This is a genomic window from Kineosporiaceae bacterium (genome assembly GCA_016713225.1).
Taxonomy (GTDB): Bacteria; Actinomycetota; Actinomycetes; order Actinomycetales; family Kineosporiaceae; genus JADJPO01.
The window spans coordinates 469,942-481,795 of record JADJPO010000011.1; the positions used below are offsets into that span (position 1 = coordinate 469,942).

The 11,854-nt window shown below is 68.5% G+C and carries 8 protein-coding genes and 2 pseudogenes; 1 reads left to right on the top strand and 9 read right to left on the bottom strand.

All coding sequences use genetic code 11. The features are described from left to right. Nucleotides 1–210: 210 nt before the first annotated feature. The 9 genes and pseudogenes from mshB to IPK24_24910 form a co-directional block, all read right to left on the bottom strand. Nucleotides 211–1,113: an N-acetyl-1-D-myo-inositol-2-amino-2-deoxy-alpha-D-glucopyranoside deacetylase gene (gene mshB, locus IPK24_24870; protein MBK8078688.1), complete on the bottom strand. Its 903-nt coding sequence runs from the start codon at nucleotides 1,111–1,113 to the stop codon at nucleotides 211–213. Next, nucleotides 1,110–2,174, bottom strand: coding sequence for a dipeptide ABC transporter ATP-binding protein (locus tag IPK24_24875; protein MBK8078689.1), 1,065 nt, complete (start codon nucleotides 2,172–2,174; stop codon nucleotides 1,110–1,112). Before IPK24_24875 ends, mshB begins: the two co-directional genes overlap by 4 nt. Nucleotides 2,175–2,188: 14 nt before the next feature. Then, nucleotides 2,189–3,299: pseudogene (locus IPK24_24880) on the bottom strand (ABC transporter ATP-binding protein). A 9-nt stretch (nucleotides 3,300–3,308) separates the two neighbouring features. Further along, entirely contained in the window at nucleotides 3,309–4,319 is a 1,011-nt protein-coding gene (locus IPK24_24885) for an ABC transporter permease (GenBank protein ID MBK8078690.1), read from the bottom strand. Between the two features lie 155 nt (nucleotides 4,320–4,474). After that, on the bottom strand, nucleotides 4,475–6,211 hold the full coding sequence (locus tag IPK24_24890; GenBank protein MBK8078691.1) for an ABC transporter substrate-binding protein: 1,737 nt from the start codon (nucleotides 6,209–6,211) through the stop codon (nucleotides 4,475–4,477). Nucleotides 6,212–6,296: 85 nt separating this feature from the next. Further along, nucleotides 6,297–7,232, bottom strand: a pseudogene (locus IPK24_24895) (ABC transporter permease). 403 nt (nucleotides 7,233–7,635) lie between these two features. Continuing rightward, entirely contained in the window at nucleotides 7,636–9,522 is a 1,887-nt protein-coding gene (typA, locus tag IPK24_24900; protein MBK8078692.1) for a translational GTPase TypA, read from the bottom strand. An 8-nt stretch (nucleotides 9,523–9,530) separates the two neighbouring features. Next, nucleotides 9,531–10,658 carry a P1 family peptidase gene (locus tag IPK24_24905; protein ID MBK8078693.1) on the bottom strand — a complete coding sequence of 376 codons (1,128 nt, stop codon included), beginning with the start codon at nucleotides 10,656–10,658 and terminating at the stop codon, nucleotides 9,531–9,533. Then, the gene (locus IPK24_24910) at nucleotides 10,655–11,128 is read right to left on the bottom strand and encodes an NUDIX domain-containing protein (GenBank protein MBK8078694.1); all 474 of its coding nucleotides are present in this window, start codon (nucleotides 11,126–11,128) and stop codon (nucleotides 10,655–10,657) included. The genes IPK24_24905 and IPK24_24910 overlap by 4 nt, the downstream gene beginning before the upstream one ends. Nucleotides 11,129–11,153: 25 nt before the next feature. On the opposite strand from IPK24_24910, the gene IPK24_24915 reads away from it, so the two are divergent. Continuing rightward, nucleotides 11,154–11,849, top strand: a complete 696-nt coding sequence (locus tag IPK24_24915; protein MBK8078695.1) for a 4a-hydroxytetrahydrobiopterin dehydratase — start codon at nucleotides 11,154–11,156, stop codon at nucleotides 11,847–11,849. Nucleotides 11,850–11,854 lie beyond the last annotated feature (5 nt).

Sequence of the window (11,854 nt, forward strand, 5' to 3'; positions counted from 1 at the left end):
TGCCTGCCCATGTCACTCCCGGTCTCGTTCCGCCCGGCTGATGATTACCGGTAGTGACGATGATGCGGACCAGGGGGCCGTGGGTGCCACCCTGAACACTCTCAGTCACCCAGGCGACGGCACCGATTCACTCGGACAGCCCCACCCTCGGTGATCATGTAATCCGTGCACGCTCGTGAATTGCTTCACGAGCGTGCACGGATTACATGATCACCGAGGGTTTGGGAGGCCGGCGAAGAGGTCGGTGAGCGGCTCGCCGTCCGGCCTCGGGTGAGTGCCACCGGCGAGGCGGTAGTACTCGACCGGGGCGATCAGCTGCCCCAGGTCGTTGCTCAGCGCGAAGTAGGGCTCGTGAACGCTCACCTGGGTGGCGTGAGCGCGCAAGGCAGCTGCCTTGCGCGCCAGCACCGCATGCCCGTCGACCGCCGCGCTCACCTCCTCGTCGGCGACCACCACCGGCGACGGCGCGGCGTCCGGCCAGGGGGCGAACGGGTTGCCCGGCTCGGCGAGCCGTGCCCGCTCGGCGGCCGCGACAGAGGCCGGCACCACGATCCAGAACACCCGCGCCACCGGCCAGACGGCCAGCTCCACCGCACGCATGGTCACCCGATGAGCCTGCACGTGATCCGGGTGCCCGTAGCCACCGCTGGGGTCGTAGGTGATGACCACCTGGGGCCGGACGTCGTCGATCACCGCCGCCAGCAATCCCGCGGCACGCTCGACGTCCGCCACCGCGAAGGCGTCCGCTGCGACGTCCTCGGGCAGCACCACGCCACCGGCGCCGTCCAGCGCCATGCCCGAATCGATGAACCGCACCCCGGACGCCGCCCCGAGCCACCGATGATCGCTCACCCCGAGCGCGAGCATCGCCTCGGCCAGCTCACCCTCGCGATGCCGGCCCAGAGCCGCCCCGTGCAGGTGGGCGAGCTGCGGCGGGATCACCTCGCCCTGCTCACCTCGGGTGCAGGTCACCAGGCACACCTGCGCGCCGGCAGCGGCATAGTGCGCCATGGTGGCGCCGGTGGTGATGCTCTCGTCGTCCGGATGAGCATGCACCAGCATCAGCCGGCGCTGGGACCGGCGGTCCGGGCCGGGTCGATCGGTGGAGGTCATCCCGCCGAGGGGTCGTCCTGGGTCGGGATGAACGAGACCGCCTCGGACTTCGGCTCGGGGAAGTGGCAGGCCACCTGGTGGCCCGGCTCCAGCTCGACCACGGGTGGGACCTCGACCGAGCACTGCTCCTGCACCTTCCAGCACCGGGTGCGGAACACACACCCGGACGGCGGGTTGGCCGGCGAGGGCAGATCCCCTTGCAGCCGAATCCGTTCCACCTTGGAGGTGAACGCGGGGTCCGGCACCGGGACGGCCGAGAGCAACGCCTTGGTGTAGGGGTGGCGGGGCGACTCGTAGAGCGTGTCGCGGTCGGCATTCTCCATGATCTTGCCCAGGTACATCACGACCACCCGGTCGGAGATGTGCCGAACCACCGACAGGTCGTGGGCGATGAAGACGTAGGCCATCTGCTGCTCGGCCTGGATGTCCTCGAGCAGGTTGACCACCTGCGCCTGGATCGAGACGTCCAGGGCCGAGACCGGCTCGTCACAGACGACCAACTGCGGCCGCAGCGCGATCGCTCGGGCCACGCCGATGCGCTGCCGCTGGCCACCGGAGAACTCGTGCGGGTACCGGTTGTAGTGCTCCGGGTTCAGGCCCACGCGCTCCATGAGTTCCTGGACCGCTGCCTTGACGCCGCCTGCGGGCTTGACCTTCTGGATCTCGAAGGGCGCGGCGACGATCTCGCCCACACTGTGCCGGGGGTTGAGTGAGCCGTACGGGTCCTGGAACACCATCTGCATCTCGCGGCGCAACTGCTGCAGCTCGCGGCCCCCGACCGTCGTGATGTCCTTGCCGGCAAACTCGATGGTGCCGGCGGTCGGGTCCAGCAGGCGCAACATGGTGCGTCCGGCGGTGGACTTGCCGCAGCCCGACTCGCCGACCAGACCGACGGTCTCGCCGCGCGACACCTGCAGCGAGATGCCGTCGACGGCCTTGACCGGGTCGTCCGGTAGCCGGATGATGCCCGGCTTCTTCACCGGGAAGTGCTTCTTCAGGTCGGTGACCTTCAGCAGGGTCTCGCCGACGGCGACGCGGGGCGCACCGCTGAGGTCGGGCAGGCTCTCGGTGGCGCTCACTCGGGCTCACCACTTTCCTCGGGGCGGAAGGCCGCGGCGTCCGACTGCCCGCCACTGCCACGGAACTCCAGGCGGCTGCGATCCCTGGCCGTCAGGAAGCACCGGGCCTCTTGGCCGCCGCCCACCGGGACGAGCTCGGGCATCTCCTGCCGGCACCGGTCGTCGGGTACCTCGTCCCGATGCGCGCACCGGGGATTGAACGAACACCCCGACGGCAGGTTGATCAAGGACGGCGGGCTGCCGGGGATCGGATCGAGCGCAGCCTGGCGGGACTGGTCCAGGCGCGGCATCGACTTGAGCAGGCCGACGGTGTACGGATGCTTGGGCCGGTAGAAGACGTCGTTGACCGTGCCCTTCTCGACCGCCCGACCGCCGTACATGACCATGATGTCGTCGGCCATCCGGGCCACGACGCCGAGGTCGTGGGTGATCAGGATGATCGCTGATCCGAACTCGCGCTGCAGGTCCTTCATCAGGTCCAGGATCTGGGCCTGCACGGTCACGTCGAGCGCCGTGGTCGGTTCGTCGGCGATCAGCAGTTTGGGGTCGTTGACCAGTGCCATGGCGATCATGGCGCGTTGCCGCATCCCACCGGAGAATTCGTGCGGGTACTGGTCGATCCGCTTGCCCGGATTGGGAATGCCGACCAGGCCGAGCATGTCGATGGTGCGGGCACGGGCCTGGGCCTTGGTGACCTTGTTGTGCACCCGATAGGCCTCGATGATCTGATTGCCCACCGTGTAGTACGGGTGCAGGGCCGACAGCGGGTCCTGGAACACCATGGCGATGTCCTTGCCGCGCAACGCCCGCAGCTCGTCGTCCGGCAGCAGCAACAGGTTGTCGTCGCCGAGCCGGATCTCACCGGTGACCTGGGGCCCGAGTGCCACGATGCAGGCCGAGGATGGCCTGGCTGGTCACCGACTTGCCCGACCCCGACTCCCCCACGATCCCCAGGGTCTTGCCGGCGAACAGGTCGAACGACATCCCGTCGACGGCCTTGACCAGGCCGTCCTCGGTGGGAAAGTGCACCTTCAGGTCGCGCAACGACAGCACAGGGGCGCCGGGGCGGCCGGCGGCCGATGGGGACGAGAGCGTCTCGGCAGTCATCGAACCCTCCTAGGCCAGTTTCACGCGTGGGTCGATGAAGGCGTACAGCACGTCGACGATGATGTTCGCCAGGATCACGAACGAGGCCAGCAGCACCACGATCCCCACGGTCATCGGCAGGTCGAACGTCTGAGCCGACTGGACGGCGAGCTTGCCGAGCCCGTCGTAGTTGAAGACCTGCTCGGTGATGATCGCCCCACCCAGCAGACCGGCCAGGTCGAGCCCGGCGATGGTGACGATCGGCGTCAGCGAGGCCCGCATGGTGTGCTTGAACAGGATCCGAGCGGGCGAGAGGCCCTTGGCCTTGGCGGTGCGCAGGTAGTCCTCACTGAGCGATTCCAGCACGAAGGCCCGGGTCAGCCGGACGTAGCCGGCGGCATAGAACAACGCGAGCGTGAGCGCAGGGAGCAACAGCCCCTGCAGCCAGAGCAACGGCCCGTCCTTGAAGGCGGTGTAGGTCGGGATGGGCACGATCGTCCACTTCAAGGCCAGGAAGATGTAGAGGGACAAGCCGATGAAGAAGGTCGGGAAGGCATAGAACACCAGTGCCACACCGACCAGACTTCGGTCGATCAGGGTGCCCTTGCGCAACGCGGCGACCACCCCACCGACCAACCCCATGATCATCCAGAGCAGGAACGCGCTGACGGCGAGCGAGGCCGAGACCGGGATCCGGTCCTTCAGGATCGAGCCCACCGGCGCGTTGGCCATCGGCGAGTACCCCAGGCAGGGTGCGTCGCAGCGGGCGATGGTCTCGGGGGCCACCTTCTTCAGTTCCGGGTCGTCGGGAAAGTCGCGACCCACGGCGATGCCCTTGACGAAGTTGACCCATTGCACCGGCCAGGGCTTGTCGTACCCCAGCGCCTTGCGGTTCTGCTCGACGAGTTCGGGGGTGCAGTTCTTGCCGCACGTGTAGCGGGCCGGGTCGGGACCGGAGAAGAACATGGCGAAGGTGATGAAGCTCATCACCAGCAACAACACGACGCCGATCGCCAGTCGGCGGATCACGTAAGCAACCATGTGTGTTCAGCCCCTGCGGGCTGTTCGCTCCTCTCGCGGGCTCCGTGAACCGGCACCTGAACCAGCACCGTGCCGTTGCACCGATGGCAGGTGGTGGGCAGGCAGTCGAGACTGCCTGCCCACCACCGATGACGCCGACCAGGTCGTGCGTGTCGTTACTTCGCGACGCCGACGGCGCCGAGGTCGACGTACATGTTGGTCGCCGGGCTGTTGCTGTACCCGGTCACCTTGGACCCGTAGAGGAAGAAGAACTTCGTGATCTCCAGCGGGATGTACGCGACGTCGTCACCGAGCTTGGCGTCGATCTTGGCGTAGGCCTCGGCCTGGGCGTTGACGTCGGGCAGGGCCGCCGCCTCGTCCAGCATCTTGTTGACCTCGTCGCTCTTGTAGTTGCCGTAGTCCTGCCCGTTCGACTTCTCGGTCAGGTTGATCCGCGAGTCGAACAGCGGCGGGATCACGGTCGAGATCGCCGGCCAGTCAGCACCCCAGCCACCCCAGACCACGTCGGACTTGTCGTTCGCCGGGTTCTGGACGATGTCGTAGTAGGTGTCGGTCAGCGGGTCGAGCGTGACCTTGAAGCCGGCCTTGTCCCAGGTGTCCTTCAGCGCCGCAAAGGCGTTGTCACTGGTGGGGGTACCACCCTGGTAGGTCACCCGGATCGGGTACGGCATCGGCACGCCGGCCTCGGTGAGCAGCTTCTTGGCGCCCTCGATGTCACCGGTGTCCGGCGCGGTGAACGCCGGGTTGTCCTTGTACCCGACCAGAGCCGGGCTGACGATCGACTTGGCCGGCTTGGCCACCTTGTCGCCACCCAGAGCCGCGATGTAGGCCGACCGGTTGGTCGACATCGCCAGTGCCTTGCGGACCTTGGGGTCCTTCATCCGGTTGAAGTTCGGCAGCAGGTAGTTGGTGAACGGCGACTCGGGGTTGGCCGAGCGCTCGGCCACCGGGCCGGTCACCTTGGCGAAGAACGCCGGCGGAACCTGGCGGTCGGTGACCGCGGTCTTGTCGTTGCCGCTGTCGGCGATCAGTCGCTGGGCGATGATCTCGTTCGAGAGACCCTCGACGAAGACGATCTTGTCGGGCAGGGCCTTGCGCTGACCGTCGGTCTTGGGGTCGTACTGGTCGTTGCGAATGAACGTGCCGCCCTTGTCCTTCTGCCACGGGGTCTCGAGCTTGTAGGGGCCGTTCGAGAAGATGGCGTAGTTGGACTGGTCACCCTTGTCCTGGTCGGCGCGGTAGGCGTCGAAGGTGCGCAGGGAGGCGATCGCCAGCGGGAAGTCCGGCCACGGCTTGTTGAACCGGTAGGTGATCTTCTTGCCCTCGCAGGTGACGGCCTTGTCGTAGTCGGCCTGACCGACCTTCTTGTACGGGCCGTTGTAGATCGCGGCGCCGTCCTTCTGCGGGACGTCGAGGTAGCCCAGCTGGTAGTTCGGGCCACCGGTGATGACATCGACGGCGAACGACCGCGAGAACCCGTACTTCAGGTCCTCACACGTGACGTCCTTGCCATCCTGCCACTTGATGCCGTCCTTGAGGGTGAACGACCACTGCTTGCCGCCGTTCTCGGACGTGCCGGTGTCGGTCGCCATATCCGGAACAGGCACGACCGACTTCTTGGCGTCGTCCGTCACCGGGAACTGCACCAGGCTGCGGTAGACCATGCGGCTCAGGTCGGCGAGGTCACGGCCGATGTAGGTGCGCTGCGGGTCGAGGTGCTCGGCCGGACGCTTCGTCAGGTAGTAGATCGTCCCGCCCGCAGCAGCGGACCCACCCGAGGCGGCGGACGTGGAGCCGGAACTCCCCGTCGAGCTGTCCGAGCCGCAGGCGGCCATCGTCAGTGCGACGGCGGCTGCGATCGTTGCCGCCGACGCCCTCGTCTTGTGGGTCATGCACTCTCCTTAGAGTCTGTTGTACCGACGCCTCGGCACAACACCTGCCAGCGGGTTCGCCGGCAGGAGATCGGGGGTAGACCGGTCATCGACCGGCCTTGGGGTCCAACGCATCGCGCAGGCCATCGCCCAGCAGGTTGAAGCTGACCACCAGGGTGGCGATGAACAGAGCGGGGAACACGAAGAAGGCGAAGTCGCTCTCGGCGTAGTTGGTCGAGTACGTCAGGATGTTGCCCAGCGTCGGGGTGGGCGGCTTGATGCCGACCCCCAGGAAGCTGAGCGCCGCCTCGGCCGAGATGAACTGCGGCAGCGTGAGGGTGAAGTACACCAGGATCGGCGCCCACAGGTTCGGCAGCAGTTCGCGGAAGTAGATCCGGCCGTTCTTGGCGCCCAGGCTGCGCGCGGCCTCGACGTACTCGCGCTCACGCTGCGACAGCACCTGCCCACGGATCAGCCGGGCGAAGCTGGGCCAGCCGAACAGGCCCAGGACCAGCACGATGTACACGCCGTTGGCGATGTTGCCGGACGGGATGCCCATCGAGATCAGCTGATCGATGAACACCCCCGACAGCGCCAACAGCATCAGGGTCTGCGGGAAGGACAGGGTCAGGTCGACCATGCGGCTGATCAGCATGTCGACCCGGCCGCCGAGGTAGCCCGAGACGATGCCCAGCACCGTGCCGAGCACCACGGCTACCAACGCTGCACCCAGCGCCACCGTGAGCGAGTAGGTGATGCCCAGGATCAACCGGGAGAGCACGTCACGACCGGTGCCGGGTTCCACGCCCAGAGGGTGCGACCAGCTCAGCCCACCCTTCTCGTTGGGCAGACCACCGGTGGCCGTGTCGATCAGGTCGTTGTGAATCGACGTGGGGTCGAGGATCCCGGTTGCCGACAGCACCGGCGCCGAGACGGCGAGCACCAGGAAAACCGCTACCACGACGAGCGAGACCATGGTCAGCTTGTCCTTGAGCAGCCGGCGCAGGGCGAGGCGCGTCAACGACAGACCCTCGACGGCCTTCGCAACCTCGGCCGTCCCGGCATGAGTCAGCTGTACCTGGGGCCCGAGTGTCACCCGGCACCTCCTTTCCCACCAACGTCCAACCGGTCGTCTTGCGGCAACAGGCCCTGACCACGCCAAGTCCTTCGGGGCCGATGTAGCGGCACAGTAGCCCACGCCGTTCAGCGCGTGTAGCACCTGCCGAACGACGGACAACCGGGCGTAACCACTCCCTCACCGCGACGACCGACCGACCGGTCGAGCGTCCGTCACTCACTGCGCATTTTGGCGCGCTCTGACCACTTTCAGTGGCGAATACGTCAGTGGCGGCCTGCGCGAGGCAGCAATCGGTCACGACTTCGTAACGACACGCCCTGTCCGGCCTCGCGGTAACGATTTGATAGCCGCGGTCCAGCCGAGCCCGTCAGGCCTTCTTGGCCCGCGCTGTGGCCCGGCCGCGCTCCACCTGATCGAGCACCACCTTGCGCAGCCGGACGGCGTCCCGCGTGACCTCGACGCACTCGTCGTCCCGGCAGAACTCGAGGCACTGCTCCAGCGACAGCTTGCGTGCCGGCACCAGCCGCTCGAAGTCATCCGAGGTCGACGCCCGCATGTTGGTGAGCTTCTTCTCCTTGGTGATGTTGACGTCCATGTCGTCGGCGCGGGAGTTCTCCCCGACGATCATGCCCTCGTACACCTCGATGGTCGGCTCGACGAACAGCGTGCCGCGCTCCTGCAGGTTCGTGATCGCGAACGCGGTGGCCGCGCCGGTCCGGTCGGCGACCAGTGAGCCGCTGGGCCGGGTGCGCAGCTCGCCCACCCACGGCTCGTAACCCGTGAACACGTGGTGGGCGATACCGGTACCGCGGGTGTCGGTGAGGAACTCGGTGCGGAAGCCGATCAGGCCGCGCGAGGGAACAGCGAACTCCATACGCACCCAGCCGGTGCCGTGGTTGCTCATCTGCTCCATCCGGCCCTTGCGGACGGCGAGCAGCTGGGTGATCGCGCCCAGGTACTCCTCCGGGGCGTCGATCGTCAGGTGCTCGAACGGCTCGTGCACCTTGCCGTTGACCACCTTGGTGACCACCTGCGGCTTGCCCACGGTCAGCTCGAAACCCTCGCGACGCATGGTCTCGACCAGGATCGCCAGCGCCAGCTCACCGCGGCCCTGCACCTCCCAGGTGTCCGGTCGCTCGGTGGGCAGCACCCGGATCGAGACGTTGCCGACCAGTTCGCGATCGAGGCGGTCCTTGACCAGGCGCGCGGTGACCTTGGCGCCCTTGGTGCGACCGGCCAGCGGAGACGTGTTGGTCCCGATGGTCATCGAGATCGCCGGCTCGTCGACGGTGATCAACGGCAGCGGGCGCGGGTCGTCCGGGTCGGCCAGGGTCTCGCCGATGGTGATCTCGGGAATCCCGGCGACCGCGATGATGTCGCCCGGCCCGGCGCTCTCGGCCGTCTTGCGCTCGAGCGCCTCGGTCATCAGCAGCTCGGTGACCTTGACCTTCTGCATGGCGCCGTCGTGACGGCACCAGGTCACCTGCTGACCCTTGCGGATGGTGCCCGAGTGCACCCGGCACAGCGCGAGCCGGCCCAGGAACGGCGAGGCGTCCAGGTTGGTGACGTGGGCCTGCAGCGGCACCTCGTCGTCGTACGTCGGCGCCGGCACCGTCGACAGGATGGTCTCGAACAGCGGCTGCAGGTCGGGACTGTCCGGCTGGGTGCCGTCCTCGGGGCGGGTCAGGCTGGCGCGACCGGTCTTGGCCGAGGCGTAGACGATCGGGAACTCGAGGGCCTTGTCCGGGTCGACCCCGGTGCCGTCGATCAAGTCCATGAACAGCTCGTAGGTCTCGTCGACGACGGCCGAGATCCGCGCGTCCGGCCGATCGACCTTGTTCACCACGAGTATCACCGGCAGGTGCGCCTGCAACGCCTTGCGCAACACGAACCGGGTCTGCGGCAGCGGACCCTCACTGGCGTCGACCAACAAGGCGATGGCATCGACCATCGACAGGCCACGCTCCACCTCACCACCGAAGTCGGCGTGACCGGGGGTGTCGATGATGTTGAACGTCACCCCACCCGCCGGCGCGCCCTTGCCGTCCCACCGCACCGCGGTGTTCTTGGCCAGGATCGTGATGCCCTTCTCCCGCTCCAGATCACCGGAGTCCATCGCGCGTTCGTCGACGTGTTGGTGCTCCCCGAAGGACCCGGTCTGCCAGAGCATCGCATCGACCAGCGTGGTCTTGCCGTGGTCGACGTGGGCGACGATCGCGATGTTGCGCAGGTCGTCGCGGGTACGGATGGGCATGCGGAAACTCACTTCATCGAGATCGGGGAGGACGGCCCATCGTAGTCGGACGCCGCGACGTCGCGGACGCACGGCCAGGTTCCGGCCGCCGTCCGCACCGATTCGGCCGCCAGCAGGGCGTGGCCGATGGCCCGGGTGACCACGTCGGCCGCGGCCTGCAGGATCGCCTGAAACCCCAACAGATCAGGTGCGGCCCGCTGCCCGGTGGCGAGCGCGAACACGGTGTCGCCGTCCAGCATGGTGTGCACGGGGCGGATCGCCCGGGCCATCCCGTCGTGGCCGAGGCCCGCCACCTTGGCGCACTGGGCCTTGGTCAGGGCGGCGTCGGTGGCGATGACCCCGATCGTGGTCGCCTGCGGGATCACCGGGGCGCCGGCCTGCAGCAGCGGCAGCGGAACCCGGACGACGGGTGCGTCGTCGAACTCGCCGTCCAGGCCGAAACCCGCCGCGTACAGCCGACCGGTGACCGGGTCGAGGCAGGACCCCATCGCGTTGACCACCATCAAGGCGGCCACGGTGACCGCGTGAGCGCTGACGCCGTCGCTGCCACCGCCACCGCCACTGCCACTGCCACTCAGCACCAGGCTCGCAGTGCCCACCCCGCCTCTGAAACCGCCTGCCACAGCGCCGGTTCCGGCGCCGACCCCACCCTGGGCGCACGCCGGGCTCGAGGCATCGGGGGCACTGTTCAGGGCGGCGTCCAGGGCGCGCGACCCGAACGCGGCGTCCGGCCGGGCGGCGAAGTCACCACCGCGGCCCAGGTCGAAGATCACGGCGGCGGGCACGATCGGCACCACCTCACCCGGCGCCCCCACCGGGTAGCCGATGCCGCGCTCGGCCAAGCCGACCATCACGCCGTCCGCTGCGGCCAACCCGAACGCACTGCCGCCGGTGAGCACCACCGCGTGCACCCGCTCGACCAGGTTGCGCGGGTCGAGCAGGTCGGTCTCGCGGGTACCCGGCCCGCCGCCACGCACGTCCACCCCGGCCACGGCACCCTCGGGCGGGGCGAGCACCACCGTCGTGCCGGTCAGCCAGCCGTCGCCACGCCGATCAACGTGCCCGACCCTGATCCCCGCGACATCGGTGAGGGCGTTGTGCCGGCCCGCCCGCGGCGGTGGCGACGACGTGCTCATCGCGCGCCCACTCCCCCGGCCATCTCGATCAGCCGGGCCACGATGGGTTGGTTGGAGGGCAGCCAATCCACACAGTCCGCATCTGCCTCGGCGCCCGCTGCGGCGGCGCCGGCCCAGGCGCCGGCGTCGAGCCAGGCGATCGCGTCGTGATCCTCGATGGCGGCCGGTTCGCCCGTCGCCACCTGCGCCCACCACACCCGCATCCGATAGCCCGGCCGAATCGCCCAACCGGGGCGTGCGTCGTCCGGGTCGGGAACTTCTCGGCCGAGCGTGACGGTGACACCGAGCTCCTCGGCCAGTTCGCGGTGCAGCGCCGCCACGTGTTCCTCCCCGGGTTCGACGCCGCCGCCCGGCAGTTCCCACAGCCCGGCAGCCCACGCGGGTTCGGTGCGCCGCGCCGCGAGCAGGCGCCGCGGAGCTCTGAGATCGTCGACCACGGCCGCGGCGACCACCCACCGGATGTGCTCCATCGGCTCAGCCTGGCAGAGTTCGGGTATGTCCTCTGCCGCTCCGCGCCTGCTCGACGACGCCGAGATCACCCGCCAGCTGCTCGACCTGCCGGGGGTGGTGCGCGGCGTTGCCGGAGCGCTGACCCTCGCCGTCCGGGCACCGTCCTTCGAGGAGGCCGTGCAGCTGGTGCGCCTGGTGGCCAAGGACGCCGAGTTGATGAACCACCACCCCGACATCGACCTGCGGTGGTGCACCGTCACCTTCACGCTGTCGACTCACTCGGCGCGCGGGGTGACCCAACTCGATATCGAACTCGCACACCAGATCCTGCAGTCCGCCATGGCGGTGGGCGCCGTCACGTTGCCCGCGCCGCACCGGGTCGAGGTGGCACTGGACGTCGCCGACGTGGACGCCGTCCGGCCGTTCTGGACGGCGGCTCTGGGCTACGTCGAACGTCAGGGGGACGAGGCGATCGAGCTCGTCGCCGGCGACGGGCAGGGACCCTCGCTCTGGTTCCAGACCACGGCCGCCGACGACCCGCGACTGGCGATCCGGTCGCGGTTCCACCTCGATATCCATGTGCCCGCCGAGGCCGTGTCGGCACGACTCCAGGCCTGCCTGGACGCCGGGGGTCGGCTGATCAGTGAGGCGCATGCCCCGGCGTGGTGGGTACTGGCCGACCCCGAGGGCAACGAGGCGTGCCTGTGCACCTGGCCGGCGCCGAGCACGAGCACGCCGTGAGCGCG